Source organism: Micromonospora terminaliae, from assembly GCF_009671205.1.
Classification (GTDB): domain Bacteria; phylum Actinomycetota; class Actinomycetes; order Mycobacteriales; family Micromonosporaceae; genus Micromonospora; species Micromonospora terminaliae.
In genome coordinates this window covers 4,052,397-4,075,503 of record NZ_CP045309.1, presented here as the reverse complement: position 1 = coordinate 4,075,503, position 23,107 = coordinate 4,052,397, and the positions used below count along the sequence as shown (strand labels likewise).

Below are 23,107 nucleotides of genomic sequence, written 5' to 3'. Positions count from 1 at the left end.
GGGGGGAGACCCACCTTGTCCACTCACGACAATGTCCTGCGGGTCGGCATGGTCGGCTACGCGTTCATGGGCGCCGCGCACTCCCAGGCGTGGCGCACCGTGAACCGCGTGTACGACCTGCCGGCGCAGGTGCGGATGGCGCTCGTCTGCGGCCGGGACGAGCCGAAGGTGGCCGAGGCCGCCGGCCGACTCGGCTGGGACGGCCACACCACGGACTGGCGGCGGCTCGTCGAGTCCGACGAGATCGATGTGGTCGACATCTGCACACCGGGGGACAGCCACTGCGAGATCGCCCTCGCCGCGCTGGCCGCGGGCAAGCACGTGCTGTGCGAGAAGCCGCTGGCCAACACCGTCGAGGAGGCCCGGCGGATGACGGCCGCCGCCGCCCGGGCGCAGGCTGCCGGGGTACGCGCCATGTGCGGCTTCAACTACCGGCGGGTGCCCGCGGTCGCCCTGATGCGGCGGCTCGTCGCCGACGGGCGGCTCGGCGAGATCCGGCACGTCCGGGCGGTCTACCTCCAGGACTGGATCGTGGACCCGCAGTTCCCGCTGGTCTGGCGATTGCAGAAGGACAGGGCGGGCTCCGGCGCGCTCGGCGACATCGGCGCGCACATCATCGACCTGACCCAGTACGTGACCGGGCAGCTCATCACCGGGGTCAGCGCGATCACCGAGACGTTCGTCAAGGAGCGGCCGCTGCCGGCGGGGTCGAGCGGTCTCGCCGCGCAGGCCGACGGCAACGGCCGGGCGACCGGCCCGGTCACCGTGGACGACGCCGCGGTCTTCGTGGCCCGGCTCGACGGCGGCGCGCTCGCCACCTACGAGGCGACCCGCTTCGCCACCGGCCGCAAGAACGCCCTGCGTGTCGAGATCAACGGTTCGCTCGGCAGCGTGGTGTTCGACCTGGAACGCCTCAACGAACTGGAGTTCCTGGACGCCACCCGGCCTGCCGCCGAGCAGGGCTTCAGCCGGATCCTGGTGACCGAGCCGGAGCACCCGTACCTGTCGGCGTGGTGGCCGCCCGGCCACATCATCGGCTACGAGCACTCCTTCACCCACCAGATGCGCGACTTCGTCGAGGCGGTCGCCACCGGGGTGGACCCGGCGCCGTCGTTCGCCGACGCGTTGCAGGTCCAGCTCGTGCTCGACGCGGTGACCCGCTCGGCCGAGCGGGCCGCGTGGACGGAGGTGGAACCCGCCCTGGCCGAAGTGGCCGCCTGACCGATCCACGGCGGCGCCCCGCGCGCCGCCCCGAAGGGCTTTCCGGTGCCGACCGGCGAGGGCCCGCCACGGTTGCGCCCCGCGGCGGGGACGAGGCCGGCCCCGGAGAGCGCGCCGCCGCGGGAGAACCCGCGACCGGCGCGAACCAGCACGGCCGTCCGGTGCGGCCGGACCGGGATTCCCCGGCCGCACCGGCCGACCGGCCCGACGACGCCGAGGCGAACGCCTGCCACCCGGCTCAGAGGGGAGCCGCCCATGACACCCGACCGACTGCGCGCCGCGCTGCGGGGCGTACCCGATCCGCGGTGGCTGGACGCGGCCCTGCGCCGCGTCGCGACCGATCCCGCGGCGATCCCGCGGCTGTTCGCCGGCGCGGCCCGCAGGTGCGGCCGGGGGCCGCTGCCCGACCCGCCCGGCTGGACCGTCGACGAGGCCGCCCGGGCGCTGCTGCTCACCGCCCTGCCCGCCGGCCACGCCGCGGCGGCCGAGGCGCTCTACCGGTACGGCGACGCCGCCGAGAAGCGGGCCGTGCTGCGGGCCCTGCCGCTGCTGCCCATCGGGGCGGAGTGCGTGCCGCTGCTGCACGACGCGATCCGCACCGACGACACCCGGCTGCTGGCCGCCGCGCTCGGCCCCTACGCCCGGCACCTCGAACAGCCGGCCTGGCGGCAGGCCGTGCTGAAGTGCGTCTTCACCGGCGTGCCGCTGGCCGTCGTCGACGACCTGGCCGGCCGGGCCGACGGCGAGCTGGCCGCCATGCTGGCCGGGCTCGCCGAGGAGCGGCACGCGGCCGGCCGGAGCATGCCGGCCGACGCCGCCGACCTGCTCGACCGGCTCGGCGCCCGGGAGGCCTGATGCGCATCTTCGACCCGCACATCCACATGACGTCCCGGACCACCGACGACTACGAGCGGATGGCCGCCGCCGGGGTGCGTGCCGTGGTGGAGCCGGCGTTCTGGCTGGGCCAGCCGCGGACCAGCGTGGACACCTTCGTGGACTACTTCGACTCGCTGCTCGGCTGGGAGCCGTTCCGGGCCGGCCAGTTCGGGGTCCGGCACCACGCCACCGTGGCCCTGAACCCGAGGGAGGCCAACGACCCGCGCTGCCACCCGGTGCTCGACGTGCTCCCGCGGTACCTCGACAAGGACGGTGTCGTGGCGGTCGGCGAGATCGGCTACGACTCGATGACGCCGGCCGAGGACGCCGCCTTCGCCGGGCAGCTCGCCCTGGCCGTGGCACACGACCTGCCCGCCCTCGTGCACACACCGCTGCGGGACAAGGCGCGTGGGGTCGAGCGCACCCTCGCGGTGGTCGCCGAGTCCGGCATCGACCCCGGGCGGGTGCTGGTCGACCACCTGAACGAGGTCACCGTGCGGCTGGTCCGGGACACCGGCTGCTGGCTCGGATTCTCCATCTACGCCGAGACGATGACGCCGCCGCGGATGGTCGAGCTGCTGCGGGCGTACGGGACCGAGCGGATGCTGGTCAACTCGTCGGCCGACTGGGGCCGCTCGGATCCGCTGCTCACCCGGGCCACCGGGGAGGCCATGCTGCTCGCCGGGTTCACCGAGGACGACGTGGACCGGGTGCTGTGGCGCAACCCGGTCGAGTTCTACGGCCAGTCCGGCCGGCTGGACCTCGCCGACCTCGCGGGGCCTCGCGTCTGAACCGGGGCTGTCCGGTGGAGGTGACGGGACCGGCACGCGCGGTATTGTCAGCCATGGATACCGACCGGCTCGGGATCTGCCCGGCACGGGCGGCCCGGGAGGCGCCATGACCGTGACCGTCGCGCCGACCGACCCGGCCCTGCTGCGGGACCGTTTCGACGCCGCGCTCGCCGCATTCCTGCACGAGCGCGGGCCGGGTCGGCCGGACGACGGCACGGGCGCCGTGCACACCGTGCTCCGCCGGTTCGTCCTGGCCGGCGGCAAGCGGCTGCGGCCGCTGTTCTGCTACTGGGGCTGGCGGGGCTTCGGCGGCCGTGACGGCACCCCGATCGTGACGGCCGCGGCGGCGCTGGAGCTGTTCCACGCCTTCGCGCTGATCCACGACGACATCGTGGACCGCAGCGACCGGCGGCGCGGCCGGCCCACCGTGCACCGGGTCTTCGCCGAACGGCACGCCCGGGCCGGCTGGCGGGGCGACCCGGAGGCGTACGGCCGGCAGGCGGCCCTGCTCTGCGGCGACCTCTGTGCCACCTGGTCGGCGCAGATGTTCCACGGGTGCGGGCTGGACTCCGAGCGGCTGCGCCGGGGCCATGCCCTGCTCGCCCGGATGCGCGCCGAGGTCATCGCGGGGGAGTACCTCGACGTGGCGGCCGCGGCCGGGGACGGCTCGGTGGAGAGCGCCCTCGCCGTGGTCCGGCTCAAGACGGCCCGGTACACGGTGACCCGGCCGGTGCAGGTCGGCGCCGCGCTGGCCGGGGCGGACCCGGGCGTCGTGGCCGCGCTGGCCGGGTTCGGTGACCCGCTCGGTGACGCCTTCCAGCTCCGAGACGACCTGCTCGGCGTCTTCGGTGACCCGGTGGTGACCGGGAAGTCCAACCTGGACGACCTGCGGGAGGGCAAGCCGACCGTGCTGCTGACGCTGGCCCGGAAGGCTGCCGGGCCGGCCGCGGCGGCGCGGTTGCGGGCGCTGGTCGGCGACCCGGCGCTCGACCCGGCGGGCGCCGCCGAGGTACGCGGGATCGTGGCGGCCTCCGGGGCGCGGTCGGCCGTGGAGCGGATGATCCGGTCCCGGGCCGACGCGGCGCTGGCCGCGCTGGACGGGCTGCCGCTGGCGGAGCCGGCCCGGGCGGCGCTGGCCGACCTGGCGGCGCGGGCCGTGGATCGGCGCCGCTGACGGCAACTTTTGTCACTCATCGACGAAAGTCGTTCCGGAACCAGCGGAAGCTATGGACATGGCCATCGAAAGGTCTTAATGTCGTGCCCAAGCACAGAGCTGTTTCGTCGAGGTGACCCGCCCGTACCCGGCACCCTCGACGAGGTGACCGCCGGCCGGCCGCAACCACCGGCGGTCACGGCCCACCGAGCCTCATCCGGCGGGCCCGGCGCAGCATCCCCGCACGGCATCCGGCGCGACGCGCGCCCGATCCAGGCTGCGCGCGTCAGGAAGGGACAGCAGAGGCATGTCCAGCCCCCACCACACCCCCACCCGACGATGGCTCCCCGCCGGATCGGCGCTGCTGCTCGCGGCGGCCGCCGGCGCGGTCGGCCTGACCGCCACCCCCGTCCCCGCGTCCGCTCACCCCATCCAGGCAAGCGACTTCCAGCAGGTCGAACTCGCCCGCGGCGTGGCCGAGACCGGCGAGCCCATGTCCCTCGCGGTGCTGCCCGACCGCTCGGTCCTGCACACCGCCCGCAACGGCACGCTGCGGCGCACCGACGCCGTCGGCGTCACCACCGTCATCGGCACCCTGCCCGTCTACAGCCACGACGAGGAGGGCCTCCAGGGCGTGGGGGTCGACCCCGGCTTCGCGAGCAACCGGCAGATCTTTCTCTACTACGCGCCCCCGCTGTCCACCCCGGCCGGCGACGCACCCGCCACCGGCAGCGACTTCTCCGCCTGGCGGGGCGTCAACCGGCTCTCCCGGTTCACCCTCAACGCCGACTTCACCCTCAACCAGGCCAGCCGGGTCGACGTGCTGGACGTGCCCGCCGACCGGGGCATGTGCTGCCACGTGGGCGGCGACATCGACTTCGACGCCGCCGGCAACCTCTACCTCTCCACCGGCGACGACACCAACCCGTTCGACTCCGGCGGCTACGCGCCCCTGGACGAGCGGAGCGACCGCAACCCCGCGTACGACGCGCAGCGCAGCGCCGGCAACACCAACGACCTGCGCGGCAAGATCCTGCGCATCAGGGTGAACGCCGACGGCTCGTACGCGATCCCCGCGGGCAACCTCTTCCCGGCCGGCACCGCGAGGACCCGCCCCGAGATCTACGCCATGGGCTTCCGCAATCCGTTCCGGATGAGCGTCGACAGGGCCACCGGCATCGTCTACGTCGGCGACTACGGCCCGGACGCCGGCACCAGCTCGGCGCGCGGCCCGTCCGGGCAGGTCGAGTTCGACCGGGTCACCGGGCCGGGCAACTACGGCTGGCCGTACTGCACCGGCACCAACACGGCGGCCGAGACCTACGCCGAGTGGGACTTCGCCACCGGCACCGCGGGCGCGAAGTACAACTGCACGGGCGGCCCCACGAACAACTCCTTCCGCAACACCGGCCAGGCCACCCTGCCGGCCGCGAAGCCGGCCTGGATCCGGTACGCGGGCGACGCCGGCAGCCCGCCCGAGTTCGGCGGCGGCTCCGAGTCGCCGATGGCCGGCCCGGTCTACCGGTACGACGCCGCCAACCCGTCCACCACGAAGTTTCCGCAGTCCTTCGACGGGCAGTTCTTCGCCACCGAGTTCGGCCGCGGCTGGATCAAGCCCATCCACCTCAACGCCGACGGCTCGCCCGGCACCATCGACGCCTTTCCGTGGACCGGCAAGCAGGTGATGGACTCCGCGTTCGGGCCGGACGGCGCCTACTACGTGCTCGACTACGGCACCGGCTACTTCAACGGTGACGCCAACTCGGCGCTGTACCGCTTCGACTACCTGGGCGGCGGCAACCGCGCCCCGGTGGCCCGGGCCGCCGCGGACCGGACCTCCGGCGCGGCCCCGCTGGCCGTCGCCTTCTCCTCGGCCGGCTCGTCCGACCCGGAGGGCGGCGCGCTCACGTACGCGTGGGCGTTCGGCGACGGCGGCACCTCGACGGCGGCCAACCCGTCGCACACCTACACGGCCAGCGGCCGCTACACCGCCACGCTCACCGTGCGGGACCCGCAGGGCGCCACGGGCACCGCCAGCGTGGTCATCACCGTCGGCAACACCGCGCCCACGGTGACCGTGAACAGTCCCGGCAACGGGCAGCTGTTCTCCTTCGGCGACACCGTGCCGTTCCGGATCACCGTCACCGACCCGGAGGACGGCACGATCGACTGCACCAGGGTGAAGATGACCTACGTGCTGGGCCACGACCAGCACGGCCACCAGATCACCTCGGCCACCGGCTGCACCGGGTCGATCAGCATCCCGGTCGACGGCGAACACGACGACGCCGCGAACATCTTCGCGATCTTCGACGCCGAGTACACCGACGCCGGCGGCCTGACCACGCACACGCAGCACACCCTCCAGCCCCGGCACCGCCAGGCCGAGCACTTCAGGACCTCGGCCGGGATCAACACCTTCGACAAGGCGACCGCCGAGGGTGGCAGGACGGTCGGTGACATCCACAACGGGGACTGGATCGCGTTCGAGCCCTACCAGCTGGGCAACGTCACCGGCTTCAGCGCCCGGGTCTCCTCGGCCGGAGCGGGCGGCACTCTCCAGGTCCGGGCGGGCTCGGCGACCGGCACGGTCCTCGGCTCGGCCACCGTGCCCGTGACCGGGGCGTGGGACACGTTCACCACGGTGACCGGCACGGTCGCCAACCCGCCCGCCGGCACCACCACCCTCTACCTCACCTTCGCGGGCGGCGCGGGCGCGCTCTACGACGTGGACTCGTTCACCCTCACCACGTCCGCGGCCCGCACCGGTCCAGTACGCGGGCTGGCCGGCAAGTGCCTCGACGTGCGCAACGCCGCGACCGCCGACGGCACCCAGATCCAGCTCTACACCTGCAACGGCACCGCGGCGCAGACCTGGACCGTGACGCCGGACTCGACGGTCCGGGCGCTCGGCAAGTGCCTGGACGTGTCCGGCGGCGCAACCGCCGACGGCACGAAGATCCAGCTCTGGACGTGCAACGGCACCGGCGCGCAGAACTGGTCCGCCCAGGCCGACGGCACGCTGCGCAACCCCCAGTCCGGCAAGTGCCTCGACGTGTCCGGCAACAACTCCGCCGACAGCACCCCCGTACACCTCTGGACCTGCACCGGCGCGGCGAACCAGAAGTGGATCCTGCCGTGAAGACCCGGGAGACGACATGAGACTCCTCCGCACCGCCCTCGGCGCGGCCACCGCCGTCCTCGCCACCCTCGCCTGCACCACGCCGGCCACCCCGGCGGCCGCCGCCGACGCCCCGTACGACGTGCTGGTCTTCTCGAAGACCGCCGGCTTCCGGCACGACGCCATCCCGGCCGGCATCCAGGCCGTCCGCGACCTCGGCGCGGCCAACAACTTCACCGTGACGGCCACCGAGGACGCCGCCCAGTTCACCGCCGCCAACCTCGCCCGCTACGAGGCGGTGGTCTTCCTCAACACCACCGGCGACGTGCTCAACGCCACCCAGCAGACCGCGTTCGAGGCGTACATCGGGGCGGGCGGGGGCTTCGTGGGCGTGCACGCCGCCGCCGACACCGAGTACGACTGGCCGTTCTACGGCAACCTGGTCGGCGCCTGGTTCGCGTCCCACCCGGCCATCCAGCCGGCCAACGTGAAGGTGGAGGACCGGGCGCACGCCGCCACCGCCCACCTGCCACAGACCTGGAACCGCACCGACGAGTGGTACAACTACCGCACCAACGCCCGGTCCACCGCCCACGTGCTGGCCACCCTCGACGAGTCGTCGTACTCCGGCGGGTCGATGGGTGGCGACCACCCGCACGCCTGGTGCAAGGCGTACGCGGGCGGCCGGTCCTTCTACACCGGCGGCGGCCACACCCAGGCGTCCTACACCGACGCCGCGTTCCGCGCCCACCTGCTCGGCGGCATCCGGTACGCGGCCGGCCGCGCCAAGGCCGACTGCCGCCCGGAAATCGGCTACACGCCGCTCTACAACGGCGCCACCACCGGCTGGTCGCAGGCCGGGCCGGGCAGCTTCACCAACGCCGACGCCACCCTCACCTCGGTCGGCGGGATGGGCCTGTACTGGTACAGCGCCCGGCAGTTCACCAACTACTCGCTGAAGCTCGACTGGCGGCTGGCCGGCGACGACAACTCCGGCGTCTTCATCGGCTTCCCACCGTCGAGCGACCCGTGGTCGGCCGTCGACAACGGCTACGAGATCCAGATCGACCCGACCGACAGTCCCGACCGCACGACCGGCGCGGTCTACACGTTCAAGTCCGCCGACCTGCCGGCCCGGGACGCGGCGCTCAACCCGGCGGGGGAGTGGAACACCTACGAGCTGCTGGTCGAGGGGGAACGGCTCCAGGTCCTCCTCAACGGAGTGAAGATCAACGACTTCACCAACACCGACCCGGCCCGCTCGCTCGCCGGCCACATCGGCGTCCAGAACCACGGCACCGGCGACGACGTCTCGTTCCGCAACATCCGGATCAGGGAACTGGGCGGCACCCCGACCGGGAACACCACCGTGCAGGCCGAGGCGTTCAGCTCGGCCAGCGGCGTCAGCGCGTTCACCAAGGCGGGCGCCAACGGGGGGCAGACCCTGGGGTACGTCGACCCGGGCGACTGGGCCGCGTACCAGGGGCTCGACCTGACCGGGGTGACCGCGCTGCGGGCCCGGGTCGTCTCCGGCGGCCCCGGCGGCACCCTCCAGCTGCGCACCGGCTCCCCGACGGGCCCGGTGCTCGGCCAGGTGGCGGTGCCGAACACCGGCGGCTGGACCACCTTCGCCGACGTCGGCACCACGCTGGCCGGCGTGCCGACCGGCAGCCAGACGGTGTGGCTGACCTTCGCGGGCACCGGCTCCGGCCTGTTCGACGTCGACGACTTCACCCTGGTCCGGGGCGGCGGCAGCGGGACCGGCCCGGTCCGGGGCCTGGCCGGCAAGTGCCTCGACGTGCGCAACGCCGCGACCGCGGACGGCACGCAGATCCAGCTCTGGACCTGCAACGGCAGCAGCGCGCAGACCTGGACGGTGACGCCCGGCGCGACGGTGCGGGCGCTGGGCAAGTGCCTGGACGTCTCCGGCGGCGGCTCGGCGGACGGCACGAAGATCCAGCTGTGGACGTGCAACGGCACCGGGGCGCAGAACTGGTCGGCGCAGTCCGACGGCACCCTGCGCAACCCGCAGTCCGGCAAGTGCCTGGACGTGTCCGGCAACAACTCCGCCGACGGCACCCCCGTACACCTCTGGACCTGCACCGGCGCGGCGAACCAGCGGTGGATCCTGCCCTGACCGGCGAGCCGGCGGCGGGCCGGGCGACCTGCGGGATCCGCCCGGTCCGCCGCCGGGGTGCTGCCGTACGGTGACCTTGTGGGACGCCTGGAGCGGTGGCGTCGGGTCGCCCGGGCGCGCCCGAGCGTCGGTGAGATGCTGCGCGCCGTCCTGCGCCGCGACCGGTCGCCGGCCACCGGGCCCGCACCCAGCCTCACCCGGCTGGACGCGCTCATCGACGAATTCGCCGGCCGTCCGGTGCGCTGGCGGGTGGGCGGCCAGCCCCGCCCGCTGCCGCCCGCGGTCGACGTGGCCGCGTACCGGATCATCCAGGAGGCGCTGACCGACGCCCGCCGCCACGCGCCGGACGCGGCCGTCGCGGTCCGGCTGCGCTACGACCCGGCCGGCCTCACCGTCGAGGTACGCGGCGACGGGGCCGCCATCCCGGTCGCCGGCCTGCGGGCGCGGGCCGAGTCGGCCGGCGGCGCCTTGCACGCCGGGCCGCGCCCCGAGGGCGGCTGGGTGGTCCGCGCCGAGCTGCCGGCCCCGGAGGACGAGGCGGAGCCGGCCTGACGGTCGCGGACCTTCCGTGCCGGCCTGAGGGTCCCGGGCCTTCCGTGCCGGCCTGACGGTCGCGGGCCTTCCGTGCCGGGCCCGGCCGACCTAGAGTGAGGGCGGCGACCGCGAGGTGGCCGGTGACCCGGCGGGAGGCGCAACCCGTCGGCCCCAGACGCGACCGCGTCCACCGGTGCCCGCCGGGGTCGCCCGCACCCGGTCGCCCTCGCCCCGGTCCGCTACGGAATCCCCCGATCACGACAGGGGAGAAGGACAAATGGCGCGACCCATCACGCTCTTCACCGGCCAGTGGGCCGATCTTCCGTTCGACGAGGTCTGCCGGCTCGCCGCCGAGTGGGGCTACGACGGCCTGGAGATCGCCTGCTGGGGCGACCACTTCGAGGTCGACAAGGCGCTCGCCGACGAGTCGTACGTGGACCGCAAGCGGGCCACCCTCGCCAAGCACAACCTCCAGGTCTTCGCCATCTCCAACCACCTCGTGGGGCAGGCGGTCTGCGACCACCCGATCGACGAGCGGCACCAGGACATCCTTCCCGCCCGGATCTGGGGCGACGGCGAGCCGGAGGGCGTACGCCGCCGCGCCGCCGAGGAGATGAAGGACACCGCCCGGGCGGCCGCGAAGCTCGGGGTGAAGACCGTGGTCGGCTTCACCGGCTCGTCGATCTGGCACACCCTGGCGATGTTCCCGCCGGTCCCGCCAGCCATGATCGAACGTGGTTACCAGGACTTCGCCGACCGGTGGAACCCGATCCTGGACGTCTTCGACGAGGTGGGTGTGCGCTTCGCCCACGAGGTGCACCCCAGCGAGATCGCCTACGACTACTGGACCACCAAGCGGGCCCTGGAGGCGATCGGCAACCGGCCGGCGTTCGGGCTGAACTGGGACCCGTCGCACTTCGTCTGGCAGGAGCTGGACCCGGTCAACTTCATCTTCGACTTCGCCGACCGGATCTACCACGTCGACTGCAAGGACGCGAAGGTGCGCACCGGCGACGGGCGGCGCGGCCGGCTCTCCTCCCACCTGCCGTGGGCGGACCTGCGGCGGGGCTGGGACTTCGTCTCCACGGGCCACGGTGACGTGCCGTGGGAGGACTGCTTCCGCGCGTTGAACGCGATCGGCTACACCGGCCCGATCTCGATCGAGTGGGAGGACGCCGGGATGGACCGCCTGGTCGGCGCCCCCGAGGCGCTCCAGTTCGTCCGCCGGCTCGCCTTCGACGCCCCGTCCGCCGCCTTCGACGCGGCGTTCAGCAGCCGGGATTGAGCCCGGGCCGCCGGGGCCGGTGCGGCCGGTCCCGGCGGCGGCCCTCAGCGGGCGGCGAAGACCTGGTCGCTCACCAGGCGGGCCGCGCCGATCAGGCCGGCCCGGTCGTCGAGGTCGGAGAGCACGATGGGCATGCTGCCGGTGGCCAGCGGGGTGGAGCGCCGGTAGACGACGCCCCGGATCTCGGCGAGCAGGACCGGCCCGATGCCCGGCGCCGCGCCGCCGATGATCACGATGGCCGGGTTCACGAAGCTGACCAGGCCGACCAGCACCTGCCCGAGCCGGCGGGCGGCGTCGCGGACCAGCGTCTGCGCGGCCGGGTCCCCGGCGGTCGCCGCGGCGGCCACGTCGGCCACCGTGAGGGCGCCCTCGGCGGCCAGCCGGTCGGCGAGCGCCGCCGAGCGCCCGGCCCGCGCGGCCGTCACGGCCTCCCGCACCAGGGCGGCGTCCCCGCAGTACGCCTCGACGCAGCCGGTGTTGCCGCAGCCGCAGAGCGGCCCGTCCTCGGTGAGCTGGAGGTGCCCGATGTCCCCGGCGCCGCTGGCCGCGCCCCGGTACAGGGCCCCGCCGAGCACCAGCCCGCAGCCCACGGTGCCGCCCAGCTTCACGTAGAGGAAGTCGTCGAACGGCCGTCCCGTGCCGGCGTGCCGCTCGCCCAGGGCCATCACGTTGGCGTCGTTGTCGACCTGCACGGGGCAGCCCAGCTCGGCGACGATCGTGTCGCGTACCGGGAACTGGTGCCAGCCGGGCAGGGCGGGCGGCGAGACCGGGGCGCCCTCGCGGACCGCGACGGGCGCGGGGAGCGCCACCCCGACGCCGGCCAGCCGGGCCAGCCCGGCCTCGGCCCGCAGCTTGCCGAGCAGTTCGACCGCCCGGCCGACCACCGCCTCCGGGCCGAGCCGCACGTCGACCGGTTCGTCGTGCCGGGCGAGCAGGGTCAGCTCGCCGTCGGTGAGCGCGACGGCCAGCCGCCCGTCGCCGACCCGCACTGCGCCGAAGCGCACCTGCCGGCCGACCCGCAGCAGGGAGGAGCGCCGGCCACCGCGGGACGCCGCCGGCCCGGCGGTCTCCACCAGCCCCTGCGCGGCCAGCCGGTCCGCCTCCGCGGTGAACCGGGCCCGGGGCAGGCCCAGGGCGTCGGCCAGTTCGACCCGCGAGCGCGGGCCGTCGTCGCGCAGCAGGCGCAGCAGGCGCGCCTGGTCCGCGGTCTCCGGTCCGACCATCGTCATCACGATCACCTCCCCCCGAATGTGCCACACCGGTGTCACCGCCATGTGACGCGAGGGGGGCCGCCCCGGTCTCCCGGTGCGGCCCCCCTGTGATCCGGTGTCGAGTCCGTCAGCCCCGCAGACCCGACATGTGCTGGTAGCTGACCTCCGCGTAGCGCAGCGACCGGCCCGGGTCGGCGGCGCCGCCCGGTGCGTTGTCCTGCTCCCACATCGGGTTGTGGTAACCCTTCGCGCCCATGTTCGCGAAGAAGGTGCCGTAGTCGATGTCGCCCTCGCCGAGCGGCACCATCGAGTAGCCGGCCGCGCTGGCCGGGTCGTAGGTGCCGTCCTTGGCGTGGAACAGCGGGAACCGGATGGTCTGCGCGGCGACCACGGCCAGCGGGTCGAAGATGCTGGTCTGGGTCACCCCGTCCGGGTCGGTGTAGCTGCGGAACCGGTGCTGGGCCACGTGCGCCCAGTAGATGTCCATCTCGAACCAGACCCACTCCGGGTTGGTCCGCGCGATGAAGTACTCCAGCTTGCGCACACCCGAGGACCGGGTCGGCCGGCCCTGCGCGTCGAGCGGGCCGCTGTCGCGCAGGAAGTCGTACGCGGCGTCGTGGTTGTGCGTGTAGAGCTTCAGGCCCCGTGCGGCGGCCATCTCACCGAAGGTGTTCCACCGGTCGACGGCGGCGTCCCAGTCGGCCTTGTAGTTGCTGCCGGTCGGGTCGCTGCCGGTGCCGATGTGCGTCATGCCGAGGATCTCGGCGGTGTCGAGGGTCTGCTCGAACTGGGCGATGGTGGTCGGGTTGACCGTGCTCGGGACGGAGGCGTGCGAGCCGTTGGCGCGCAGCCCGTTGTCGTCGAGGATCTTGCGGATCTCCTCCGGGGTGATCTGCCGGCCGAGGATCGAGGTGTGCTGGGTGTACCCGGCGAACTCGACCTCCTTGTAGCCGATCTCGGCGAGGCGGCCGAGCACCCGCTCGAACCCGTACGGCACGCCGGTGGCGTCCGGGGCCGCGCTGATCCGGTCGCGGACGCTGTAGAGGATGATCCCGCGCTTGCCGGTCGGGACGAGCACCCCGTTACCGGCGAAGGCGGCCGACGGGCCGAGCCCGGCGCCGACGGCGACGGCGCCCGCCGCCCCGGCGATGGTGCCGAGGACCCGGCGCCGGCTCATCCCGTGCGATGTGTCGTTCATGTCCCACTGCCTTTCTGACGGTGCTGGTTGGTGTGGACGGAGGAGCGTGGGGTGGGGCCGCCGGGCGGCGGCCCCACCCGGTGCGTCACGGTGTGACGCCGATGCCCGGGCCGGCGAACTCGACCCAGTTGAGGTTGCCGAAGCCGCCGGCCGGACCGCCGGGGACCGTGGTCAGGACCAGGTAGAGCTTGTGCGTCCCGCCCGGGTCGGTGATCGGCACGGTGGTGCTGGCGAAGGCGTTGTTGCCGGAGGTCGCGTTGACCGTGGCGGTGGCCAGCAGCGGACCGGTGGGGGAGTCCAGCCGGAACTGGACGCCGAACCGGGGCTGCCCGGCGGTGGCGGCGCTGCCCCCGGAGGTGCGCAGCGTCACCGACTGCATGTTCCGCAGGTTCACGGTGTTGTTGACCGCGATCCAGTCGCCCGGGTCGAGGCTGCCGCGTTGCTGCCCGCCCCCGGTGTCGCTGGTGGTGCCGACCGTGGTGCCGGACTCCTCGGTGGCGAACTCGACCTCCTGCCGCTTGGCCTGGACGATCTGCTGGTCCACCGTGGTCAGCGCCGGCTGGCCGTTGGCGCCCCCGTCGGTGTACGACGCGCTGACCACGCCGTAGATGTAGCCGCCGTGCGAGGCGTCGTCGGCGTCCGTGGGCAGCACCCCGGAGCAGCCGAACTGGTTGGCCTCGCCGTGCCCGTGGCTGTCGTGGCCGAGCACGAAGGTCACCTCGACCTTGCTGCAGTCGACCGGCCCGTCCTCCGGGTCGGTGACGGTCACCGTCCACGGGATGTCGTCGCCCCAGCTGAAGAAGCCGCCCTCCAGCGGGGTGTTGACCGTGACGGTCGGCGCCGTGTTGCCGACGGTGATGGTGGTGTTCGCCGACGCGCTCTTGCCGCTGGAGTCGGTCACCGTGAGCCGGGCGGTGTAGACGCCGTTGGCGGTGTAGGTGAACGACGGGTTCGGGTCGATCGAGTCGGTGGTGCCGTTGCCGTCGAAGTCCCAGGCGAACGAGATGGAGTCCGCCGGGTCCGGGTCCGCCGAGCCGTCACTGGAGAAGGCGACGGTCAGTGGCGCCCGGCCGTTGGTGGGCGTCGCGTTCAGCACGGCCGTCGGCGCCCGCAGGCCCTTGACGTAGCTGAACTTGAGCATCGCCGCGTCCGGGTTGATGTTGAAGAAGCCGTCTCCGTACGTCAGCAGGTAGAAGTTGCCGTCCGCCCCCCAGCGCATGTCCATGGGGTTGTCGCAGAGGAACGGCTTCGCCGGCGTGGTGGGCGCCTGCCCGCAGTTCAACACATTGTTGATCTTCAGGATGTCGCCCTGGTCGTCCAGCCGGATCTCCTTGAGGGTGTCCCGGGTGAACTCACCGAAGAAGATCGCGCCGTCGTAGTACTCGGGGAACTTCGTCTCCGACCTCAGCTCCGGGTCGAAGTCGTACTTCGCCGCTCCGTGGGGGCCGACGCCGCCCGTGCCCAGCTCCGGGAAGAGCACCGGGCAGGTCTGCGTCGGAGTCGACAGGTACGACTCCGGGCAGGGCGTCGGGGCCTGGAACGAGTACCACAGCTCGGACCTCTCGACCCGCGGCAGGTCGGTGAGACCGGTGTTGTGCCGCGAGGTGTTCCTCGGCGCCGCGCAGTCGAACGGGGCCACCGGGGAGATCGGGTTGGTGGTCCAGTTCATCTCGATGTACGGCAGGTTCGGCTGCACGCACATCGGCCAGCCGTAGTTCGCCGGCTTGTCCACCACCATCATCCGGCCGGTGCCGGCGGGACCGCGGCCCACCTGGGCGACCGATGAGTCCGGCGAGTAGTCCGTGATGTAGGCGACGTCGTTCTTGTCCAGGGTGATCCGGAACGGGTTCCGGAAGCCCATGGCGTAGATCTCCGGGCGGGTCTTCTCGGTGCCGGCCGGGAACAGGTTGCCCTCCGGGACCGTGTACGACCCGTCCGCGCCGACCGTGATCCGCAGGATCTTGCCGCGCAGGTCGTTGGTGTTGGCCGCGCTGCGCCGGGCGTCGACGAACGGGGCCTGGTAGACGCCGGTGGCGCTCACCGAGTCGTTGTGCGGCGAGAAGCCACCCGACCCGCCGCCGCCGGCCGGGGTGTCGTCCCCGGTGACCAGCCAGAGGTTGTTCTTCGAGTCGAACGTGATGTCGCCGGCCACGTGGCAGCAGGCGCCCCGGTCCACGGGCACCTGGAGGATCTTCTGCTCGGTGCTCACGTCCAGCGACGGCGTCTCCCCGTCGACGAACTTGAACCGGGACAGCTGGAAGTAACCCTTCCACTGGTCCCAGGCGGCCGGGTCGGTGCTGGTGGTCGGCGCGCTGCCCGCGGGGGTGTTCAGCGGGGGCGCGTAGTAGAGGTAGACCCACTTGTTGGTGGCGAAGTCGTGGTCCACCGCCGGGCCGTACATCCCGTCCTCGCTGTTGGTGTAGACCGGGATCTGGGCCAGCACGGTGGTCTGGTTCGTCTCCGGGTTGTGCAGCCGGACACCGCCGCGCCGGTCGGTCTGGATGACCCGGCCGTCGGGGAGGACGTCGAAGCCGATCGGCTCGTTGACGTTGGGCTGCGCCCCGACCACCGTCATCTGGTAGTTGGCGAGCACGGTCGCGCCGCAGTCGCCGTCGGTGACGCCGGCCGCCCACTGGATCGCCCCGCCGAGGTGGGCCCGCAGGTCGGCGCTGTCGTAGCTCGCCGGGGTGGCGCCGAGTCCGGTGTAGAACGAGCGGCCGCCCTGGTAGTCCTTGCACCAGGTGACCGGGTGGTCGAAGCCCATGCTGCCGCCGGCGTACGTCTTCTCGTCCACCGTGGCCAGCACGTGCGAGACTCCTCGGACGTTGGCCACGAAGTTGTACCACCGGTCGGTGGTGGACCAGCGCTGCGGCAACGTCTCCGACGCCGGGTGGACCCGGTCGGCGACGGTGACCGTGGCCCGGCTCGCGGCCGTCGGCGCGCCGGTGGCCCGGGTGCCGAGCACGTTGGTGAGGAACGACCAGTCCGGCTCGGCCTCGATGGCGGAGTGGACGCCCACGAAGCCGCCGCCGTCGCGGTAGTACGCCTCGAAGGCGGCCTGCTGGGCGTCGTCGAGGACGTCGCCGACGGTGTTCAGGAACACCACGGCACGGAACTGCTTCAGGTGGGGCTCGTCGAACTTGCGCGGGTCGTTGGTGACCTCGACGGTGAAGCGGCGCTCCCGGCCGAGTTGCTGGACGGCCTGCACGCCGGCCGCCGTGGCGGCGTTGCTGCCGCCGGCCGACCGGGTGAAGACGAGGACCTTGTACTGGATGCCGTTGCTGGCGGGTGCGGGGGCGGTGAGCACCGGCGCGGCCTGCGCCGGAGTCGGGGCCCGCTCCGCCGTCGCGACGAGCGTCGCGGCGACGAGAGAGAGCACGCTGAGATGGATGGCGGCCCTGCGGCCGAACGGTCTTCTGCGCATCGAACCTCGCTCTTGTCGGGCGGGTCCGCCTCAGCGTCGGGACGAGGCTGAGGAGGTCGCTGGAAGGTGACGAGAGCCTGGCCAGGTTCTACGCGAGACGATATTTGCGCCCGAGACCAAAGAGAAGAGGTTGACGCCAAAAGTTTTCGATTAATCCCCACGACTTTTGTTCAGGATGAGCGAAAGTGGGAGGCGGTCTCCTTCGGACAGACGAGAGCGGGCCGGTTGCCTGACGGCGACCGGCCCGCTCTCGGGTGGCGTCAGAGGTTGGTGCTCGTGCCGGACGACTTGGTGGACGAGCTGGTCGAGCTGGTCGAGCCCGTGCCGGTCGAGCCGGACTTGGCGCCGACGGCGGCCGGCGTGCCGGCGAACGGCTTGTCGGCGTCGGTCAGCCCCTGCTTGCTGCCGTTGCCGTTACCGGTGCCCAGCTTCTCGCCGAGCTTGGTCTGCCCCAGCTTGTCCTTGCCCTCCGAGTAGAGCCGGGTCGCCTGAGCCTGCGCGACGCCCGCCGCCTCCTGGACGGTCGGGTGGTCGAGCACCTTGCGGCCCCGGACCACCAGCTCCTCGTACTTCTCCCGGCCGGCACGGGCGCCCAGGACGAATCCCGCAGCCAGCCCGCCAAGAAACATGATCTTTCCGCGCATGGCGGCTCCTTCCGTACCTGACGCGCCGCCGATCCCGACCGGGGGGACCCGGCGGGGAGCGACCTTCTCGCGCCTTCGTTCTCTGTCGGCGGCTAACTACCCATCCTGCTCTCCGCTCATGCCTCCCTGTGCCGAGATGGCGATTTGTCCGGTATTCTGTTGCGGTCGGCGGTCGGGGGAAGTCCTCCTAACCCCCTGGCGCAGCACCCCCCGATGTCCTGTACTCTTGTCCCCGTCGCACGGCGCGGAGAGATCCGCAACCGCGCGATCTACGGTCCCCCGTAGCTCAATTGGCAGAGCAGCCGGCTGTTAACCGGCAGGTTTTTGGTTCGAGTCCAAACGGGGGAGCTTCACTCCACACGACGCCCGCCGGCCCAGCCGGCGGGCGTTTCCGCGTACGCCCCTCGCGCCCCGCTGATCATGAGGTTAGCGGCGCGGAACGCCCCTTTCCAGTGCCGCCAACCTCATGATCAGCGCCTCCGTACGCGAGGTTTCCGCCCGGCGGTGCTGGTTCGCCCGGCAGGATGGGCGATGTCGGCCTAGACTCGCGCTGCGTCGATTTCCGCGTCGATTTCGAGGGTGGGGCGATGGCCGGAGGGCGGAGCCGCTGGACCGCGACGCTGATCGCGGTCGTCGTGGTGCTGGGCTGGCTGGTGGTCGGCGGCCTCGCCGGGCCCTACTCGGGAAAGCTCGGCGACGTCGCCACCAACGACAACGCCGCCTTCCTGCCCGCCGACGCCGAGGCCACCCGTGCGCAGGACCTCGCCGCCGGCTTCGTGGACCGGGAGACCACCCCGGCGCTCGTCGTCTATGAGCGCACCTCCGGCATCACCCCCGCCGACCAGCAGCGGGTCCAAGCCGACGCGGCCCGCTTCGCCGAGTTGCCGGGCGTCGTCGGCCCCCTGCCGCCGCCGATCGTCAGCCAGGACCGGCAGGCCGTGCAGGTGGTCGTCCCGATCGACGCCGCCGAGGGCGAACAGATCGGCGCGGTGGTCGACCGGCTGCGGGAGATCACCGGCAGCGACCGGGACGGCCTGACCGTGGACGTGGCCGGCCCCGCCGGCCTCCTCGCCGACCTGATCGAGGTGTTCACCGCCATCGACGGGCCGCTGCTGCTGGTCACCCTCGTCGTGGTGCTCGTCATCCTGCTGATCGTCTACCGCAGCCCGGTGCTCTGGGTCTTCCCGCTGCTCGCCGCCGGGATGTCGTACTCGCTGGCCTCGCTCTTCGTCTACGTCCTCGCGAAGAACGACGTCATCAAGCTCAACGGCCAGGCCCAGGGCATCCTCACCGTCCTCGTCTTCGGCGCCGGCACCGACTACGCGCTGCTGCTCATCGCCCGCTACCGGGAGGAACTGCACCGGCACGAGCGGCCCTGGGACGCCATGCGCGCGGCCTGGCGGGGCGCCGCCCCGGCGATCATCGCGTCCGGCGCCACCGTCATCGTGAGCCTGCTCTGCCTGTTGCTGTCCAGCCTCAACTCCAACCGCGCGCTCGGCCCGGTGAGCGCCGTCGGCATCGCCGCCACCCTGCTCGTGATGCTGACCTTCCTCCCCGCCCTGCTGCTCCTCGGCGGACGCTGGGCGTTCTGGCCGCGGCGACCCCGGTTCGACCAGGCCGACCCGCGCACCGAGCACGGCATCTGGGGGCGGATCGCGGGCTTCGTGGCGCGCCGCGCCCGTACCGTCTGGATCGTCACCGCGGTGGTCCTGGCCGCGCTCGCCCTCGGGGTGACCCAGCTCGGCGCCACCACCCTCGGCCAGTCCGACCTGTTCACGAAGAGCACCGACTCGGTGGCCGGGCAGGATGTGATCGCCCGCCACTACCCGGCCGGCACCGGCAGCCCGGCCACCATCTTCACGAGCCAGGGCACCGCCGAGCAGGTCGCCCGGGTGGCGCAGGGCGTGCCGGGGGTGTCCTCGGTCCGGCCGTTCAGCCGTCCGGGAGGGACCGGGTCGCCCGAGGTGGTCGACGGGCGGGTGCAGTTGCAGGCCACCCTCGCCGACCCCCCGGACAGCAACGGCGCCGAGCGGACCATCCGCGAGCTGCGCGTGGCGGTGCACCGGGTGCCCGGCGCGGACGCCGTGGTCGGCGGCTTCACGGCCATCAACGTGGACACCGCCGACGCCTCCACCCGGGATCGCAACGTCATCATCCCGGTGGTGCTGCTGGTCATCGCCGTCATCCTGGCGGTGCTGCTGCGGGCGCTGCTCGCGCCGGTGCTGCTCATCGCCACCGTGGTGCTGTCGTTCCTGGCGACGCTCGGCCTCTGCGCCCTGATCTTCCGGCACATCCTCGACTTCCCCGGGGTCGACCAGTCGTTCCCGCTGTTCGCGTTCGTCTTCCTGGTGGCGCTCGGCATCGACTACAACATCTTCCTGATGAGCCGGGTCCGCGAGGAGTCGGTGCGGCGCGGCACCCGGGCCGGGGTCCTCACCGGCCTGGCCGTCACCGGCGGCGTGATCACCTCCGCCGGCATCGTGCTCGCCGCCACCTTCTCCGCGCTCGCCGTGCTGCCGCTCGTGGTGCTCGTCGAGCTGGGCGTGGCCGTCGCCGCCGGGGTGCTGCTCGACACCATCGTGGTCCGCTCGCTGCTGGTGCCCGCGCTCGCGTACGACATCGGGCCGAAAATCTGGTGGCCCGGCGGGCTGTCGCGGAACAACCGGAACGGCGACCGGGCCGGGGCGGAGGTGGAGCATGCCCGCTGACACCGACGTGGTCGTCGTCGGTGGCGGCCTGGCCGGCCTCGCCGCCGCCCGCCGGCTGCACCGGGCCGGCGTGCCCTGGCGGCTGATCGAGGCCGCCGACCGGCTCGGTGGCCGGGTCGCCACCGACGAGGTCGACGGCTACCTGCTGGACCGGGGCTTCCAGGTGCTCAACACGGCGTACCCGAGGCTCGGCGGCCTGGTCGACCTCCGCGCCCTCGACCTCGGCTGGTTCACGGCCGGGGTGCTGGTCCGCCGCGGCGGCCGGCTGGAACGCCTGGTCAACCCGCTGCGCGACCCCGCCGGTGCGCCCGGCACGCTGGCCGCCGGCGTCGGCTCGCTGGTCGACCGGCTGCGCTTCGCCGCGCTCGCCGGCGGCTGCGCCACCCTGCCGGTGGGCCGGCTGCTCAACGCGCCCGAGACCACCGCCGAGGAGGCGCTGCGCCGCGCCGGGCTCTCCCCGGCGTTCGTCGAGGAAGTGCTCCGGCCGTTCCTCTCCGGGGTGCTGCTCGACCGCGAGCTGGCCACCTCCAGCCACGTGCTGGCCGTCATCCTGCGCGCGTTCGCCCGCGGCCGGATCGGGCTGCCCGCCCGCGGGATGGCCGCGCTGCCCGCGGCCGTCGCCGCCCCGCTGCCCGCCGAACTGATCGACCTGGACACCCCGGTCACCGAGATCGCGCCCGGCCGGGTCCGCACCCCGGCCGGCGAGATCGCCTGCCGCGCCGTCGTGGTCGCCGCCGACCCGCCCGCGGCGGCCACGCTGCTGCCCCGGCTCCAGCGGGTACGCATGCACAGCTACACGACCTACTACCACAGCACCGACACCCCGCCGCTGGCCGAGCCGATCCTGCTGCTCGACGGGGATCGGCGGGAACTGGTCGCCAACACGGTGGTGCTCAGCAACGCGGCACCCACCTACGCGCCGGCCGGGAAGCACCTCGTGGCCACCTCGGTGGTCGGCCCGCAGGCCCCGCCCGAGCCGCTGATCCGCCGCGAGCTGGACCGCCTCTACGGGCGCCCCACCGCCGACTGGACACACCTCGCCACCGTGTCGGTCCCGGACGCGCTTCCCGCCGCGCCGCCGCCACAGGGCCGGCTGCGCAAGCCGGTCACGCTCGGCGACGGGCTCTTCGTGGCGGGCGACCACCGGGACAGCCCGTCCATCCAGGGGGCTCTCGCCAGCGGGTGGCGGGCGGCTGGTGCGGTGCTCGCGGAGCTGCGGGGCGACGGCTGAGCGCCGCACCCATCCGGCCTCTGCCTGCGCGGCCGTTGGGTCCGCTGCGCGCTGTTATCCTCGCGTTGCCCATCGTGCCGGTCGGATCTTGATGCTGGCCCGTCGGGTGATGGCCGGTGATCCGTTGAGCGGGTTACGATCCGGCGCGGTAGCGGGGCGGTAGCTCAGCGGGTTAGAGCAGGGGACTCATAATCCCTCGGTCGCGGGTTCGAACCCCGCCCGCCCCACCAGCGCAAATGCTAGATCCCGGATCTTCCCGTGGTGCTACTCGTGGCGCGAGCGCGCTACGGTCGGCCCCATGGCGACGGCGAACGGGCGCGCGAAGCGCCAACGAGGCGAGATCGAGGAACTGCCGAGCGGCTCACTCAGGGTGAAGGTCTACGCGGGCATCGACCCCATCACGAAGAAGCGCCACTACCTGACCGAGACCATCCCGGCCGGCCCGACCGCCCGCAAGGAAGCCGAGAAGGCGCGTACGCGGTTCCTCGCCCAGGTGGACGACCGGCGCAACCCGCGCACCCGTGCCACCGTCGACCAGCTGCTTGACCGGTGGCTTGAAGTGCTCGACGTGGAGACGTCGACCCGGCAGGGGTACGTCAAGAAGCTGAACAAGCACGTACGGCCGTTGCTCGGCAAGCTGCCGGTGGGCCGGCTGGACGCTGAGACGCTGGAATCCTTCTACGCCGTGCTGCGGAAGTGCCGGGATCACTGTGGAGGCGCCCGAAAGGCCATCGAGCACCGGAAGGCGGGGCCGCATGACTGCACCGACAAGTGCCGGCCGCACGAGTGCAAGCCGCTCGCCCCAGCATCGATCCGGCAGATCCACTGGATCCTGTCCGGCGCGCTGAACCGCGCCGTTCGGTGGCGCTGGATCGCCGTCAACCCGGCCGATCAGGCGGAGAAGCCCGGGATGCCTCAGCCCAACCCGCACCCGCCAACGGCGCCGGAAGCGGCCCTACTGGTCACTCAGGCGTGGAAGGAGCCTGACTGGGGTGCGTTCGTGTGGCTGGCCATGACGACGGGGGCGCGACGGAGTGAGCTTTGCGCTCTGCGGTGGTCCGCCGTCGACCTAGACGCCGCCGTGCTGACGTTGCGGAGCGCTCTCTACGTGGACGACGCGGGGAAACTGCGGGAAAAGGACACCAAGACGCACCAGCAGCGGCGCGTGGCCCTGGACGCGGAGACGGTAGAGGTCCTGCGCGACCAGCTTGCGCGCTCCGAGGATCGCGCGTCGGCCCTCGCGTTGTCGCTGCGGGGTGACGGCTACGTATTCTCGCCGGATCCTGACGGCGATACGCCGTTGACGCCGGACACGGCCACCCAGCGATTTAGCCGGATGGCGGCGCGACTCGGCATCGCAACGAACCTTCACGCCCTTCGGCACCACTCGGCCACGGAGCTAATCGCAGCAGGTGTCGACGTTCGGACCGTTGCTGGCCGACTCGGCCACGGCGGGGGAGGCGCAACCACCCTGCGGGTGTACGCCGCCTGGCTGTCCGAGTCGGACCAACGGGCTGCAACTACCCTTGCGGCCCGCATGCCAAGCCGACCGCGCTGACGTCGGAAAGCCTGA

Annotated in this window: 15 protein-coding genes and 2 tRNA genes; 13 read left to right on the top strand and 4 right to left on the bottom strand. The window is 72.9% G+C overall.

Annotation, left to right across the window (positions count from 1 at the left end; translation table 11 throughout):
- Positions 1-15 precede the first annotated feature (15 nt).
- From GCE86_RS18485 to GCE86_RS18450, 8 genes are all read left to right on the top strand, one after another.
- Positions 16-1,221, top strand: a complete 1,206-nt coding sequence (locus GCE86_RS18485; RefSeq protein WP_154228126.1) for a Gfo/Idh/MocA family protein — start codon at positions 16-18, stop codon at positions 1,219-1,221.
- A gap of 255 nt (positions 1,222-1,476) precedes the next feature.
- Positions 1,477-2,076 (top strand): EboA domain-containing protein, encoded by a 600-nt coding sequence (locus GCE86_RS18480; RefSeq protein ID WP_154228125.1) that lies wholly within the window; start codon positions 1,477-1,479, stop codon positions 2,074-2,076.
- Positions 2,076-2,888 carry a TatD family hydrolase gene (locus tag GCE86_RS18475; protein WP_154228124.1) on the top strand — a complete coding sequence of 271 codons (813 nt, stop codon included), beginning with the start codon at positions 2,076-2,078 and terminating at the stop codon, positions 2,886-2,888. The genes GCE86_RS18480 and GCE86_RS18475 overlap by 1 nt, the downstream gene beginning before the upstream one ends.
- A 106-nt stretch (positions 2,889-2,994) precedes the next feature.
- Positions 2,995-4,062, top strand: a complete 1,068-nt coding sequence (locus GCE86_RS18470; protein WP_154228123.1) for a polyprenyl synthetase family protein — start codon at positions 2,995-2,997, stop codon at positions 4,060-4,062.
- 286 nt (positions 4,063-4,348) lie between these two features.
- Positions 4,349-7,183, top strand: coding sequence for a ricin-type beta-trefoil lectin domain protein (locus tag GCE86_RS18465; protein ID WP_154228122.1), 2,835 nt, complete (start codon positions 4,349-4,351; stop codon positions 7,181-7,183).
- Between the two features lie 16 nt (positions 7,184-7,199).
- Positions 7,200-9,299 carry a ThuA domain-containing protein gene (locus GCE86_RS18460; RefSeq protein WP_154228121.1) on the top strand — a complete coding sequence of 700 codons (2,100 nt, stop codon included), beginning with the start codon at positions 7,200-7,202 and terminating at the stop codon, positions 9,297-9,299.
- 78 nt (positions 9,300-9,377) lie between these two features.
- Entirely contained in the window at positions 9,378-9,851 is a 474-nt protein-coding gene (locus GCE86_RS18455; RefSeq protein ID WP_154228120.1) for a sensor histidine kinase, read from the top strand.
- A 259-nt stretch (positions 9,852-10,110) separates the two neighbouring features.
- Entirely contained in the window at positions 10,111-11,118 is a 1,008-nt protein-coding gene (locus GCE86_RS18450) for a sugar phosphate isomerase/epimerase family protein (protein ID WP_154228119.1), read from the top strand.
- A 44-nt stretch (positions 11,119-11,162) separates the two neighbouring features.
- On the opposite strand, the gene GCE86_RS18445 is transcribed toward GCE86_RS18450, so the two are convergent.
- From GCE86_RS18445 to GCE86_RS18430, 4 genes are all read right to left on the bottom strand, one after another.
- Complete coding sequence (locus GCE86_RS18445) at positions 11,163-12,347, bottom strand: ROK family transcriptional regulator (protein WP_154228118.1); 1,185 nt, start codon at positions 12,345-12,347, stop codon at positions 11,163-11,165.
- Between the two features lie 109 nt (positions 12,348-12,456).
- Positions 12,457-13,527: a sugar phosphate isomerase/epimerase family protein gene (locus GCE86_RS18440; RefSeq protein ID WP_239542883.1), complete on the bottom strand. Its 1,071-nt coding sequence runs from the start codon at positions 13,525-13,527 to the stop codon at positions 12,457-12,459.
- Between the two features lie 85 nt (positions 13,528-13,612).
- Positions 13,613-16,951 carry a ThuA domain-containing protein gene (locus tag GCE86_RS18435; RefSeq protein ID WP_154228117.1) on the bottom strand — a complete coding sequence of 1,113 codons (3,339 nt, stop codon included), beginning with the start codon at positions 16,949-16,951 and terminating at the stop codon, positions 13,613-13,615.
- A gap of 260 nt (positions 16,952-17,211) precedes the next feature.
- Positions 17,212-17,595 carry a hypothetical protein gene (locus GCE86_RS18430; RefSeq protein ID WP_154228116.1) on the bottom strand — a complete coding sequence of 128 codons (384 nt, stop codon included), beginning with the start codon at positions 17,593-17,595 and terminating at the stop codon, positions 17,212-17,214.
- Between the two features lie 275 nt (positions 17,596-17,870).
- On the opposite strand from GCE86_RS18430, the gene GCE86_RS18425 reads away from it, so the two are divergent.
- From GCE86_RS18425 to GCE86_RS18405, 5 genes are all read left to right on the top strand, one after another.
- Positions 17,871-17,943, top strand: a tRNA-Asn gene (locus GCE86_RS18425).
- A 239-nt stretch (positions 17,944-18,182) separates the two neighbouring features.
- Positions 18,183-20,303 carry an MMPL family transporter gene (locus GCE86_RS18420; protein ID WP_154228115.1) on the top strand — a complete coding sequence of 707 codons (2,121 nt, stop codon included), beginning with the start codon at positions 18,183-18,185 and terminating at the stop codon, positions 20,301-20,303.
- Positions 20,293-21,534 carry an FAD-dependent oxidoreductase gene (locus GCE86_RS18415; RefSeq protein WP_154228114.1) on the top strand — a complete coding sequence of 414 codons (1,242 nt, stop codon included), beginning with the start codon at positions 20,293-20,295 and terminating at the stop codon, positions 21,532-21,534. Before GCE86_RS18420 ends, GCE86_RS18415 begins: the two co-directional genes overlap by 11 nt.
- A 153-nt stretch (positions 21,535-21,687) precedes the next feature.
- Positions 21,688-21,764, top strand: a tRNA-Ile gene (locus GCE86_RS18410).
- Between the two features lie 68 nt (positions 21,765-21,832).
- Entirely contained in the window at positions 21,833-23,092 is a 1,260-nt protein-coding gene (locus GCE86_RS18405) for a tyrosine-type recombinase/integrase (RefSeq protein ID WP_154228113.1), read from the top strand.
- Positions 23,093-23,107 lie beyond the last annotated feature (15 nt).

Bases quoted from the DNA above. Each gene is read 5' to 3' on its own strand.
- GCE86_RS18420 (WP_154228115.1), top strand. From the start codon at position 18,183: ATGGCCGGAGGGCGGAGCCGCTGGACCGCGACGCTGATCGCGGTCGTC.
- GCE86_RS18415 (WP_154228114.1), top strand. From the start codon at position 20,293: ATGCCCGCTGACACCGACGTGGTCGTCGTCGGTGGCGGCCTGGCCGGC.
- GCE86_RS18480 (WP_154228125.1), top strand. From the start codon at position 1,477: ATGACACCCGACCGACTGCGCGCCGCGCTGCGGGGCGTACCCGATCCG.
- GCE86_RS18460 (WP_154228121.1), top strand. From the start codon at position 7,200: ATGAGACTCCTCCGCACCGCCCTCGGCGCGGCCACCGCCGTCCTCGCC.
- GCE86_RS18465 (WP_154228122.1), top strand. From the start codon at position 4,349: ATGTCCAGCCCCCACCACACCCCCACCCGACGATGGCTCCCCGCCGGA.
- GCE86_RS18430 (WP_154228116.1), bottom strand. From the start codon at position 17,595: ATGCGCGGAAAGATCATGTTTCTTGGCGGGCTGGCTGCGGGATTCGTC.
- GCE86_RS18445 (WP_154228118.1), bottom strand. From the start codon at position 12,347: ATGACGATGGTCGGACCGGAGACCGCGGACCAGGCGCGCCTGCTGCGC.
- GCE86_RS18450 (WP_154228119.1), top strand. From the start codon at position 10,111: ATGGCGCGACCCATCACGCTCTTCACCGGCCAGTGGGCCGATCTTCCG.
- GCE86_RS18470 (WP_154228123.1), top strand. From the start codon at position 2,995: ATGACCGTGACCGTCGCGCCGACCGACCCGGCCCTGCTGCGGGACCGT.
- GCE86_RS18475 (WP_154228124.1), top strand. From the start codon at position 2,076: ATGCGCATCTTCGACCCGCACATCCACATGACGTCCCGGACCACCGAC.
- GCE86_RS18440 (WP_239542883.1), bottom strand. From the start codon at position 13,527: ATGAACGACACATCGCACGGGATGAGCCGGCGCCGGGTCCTCGGCACC.
- GCE86_RS18405 (WP_154228113.1), top strand. From the start codon at position 21,833: ATGGCGACGGCGAACGGGCGCGCGAAGCGCCAACGAGGCGAGATCGAG.
- GCE86_RS18435 (WP_154228117.1), bottom strand. From the start codon at position 16,951: ATGCGCAGAAGACCGTTCGGCCGCAGGGCCGCCATCCATCTCAGCGTG.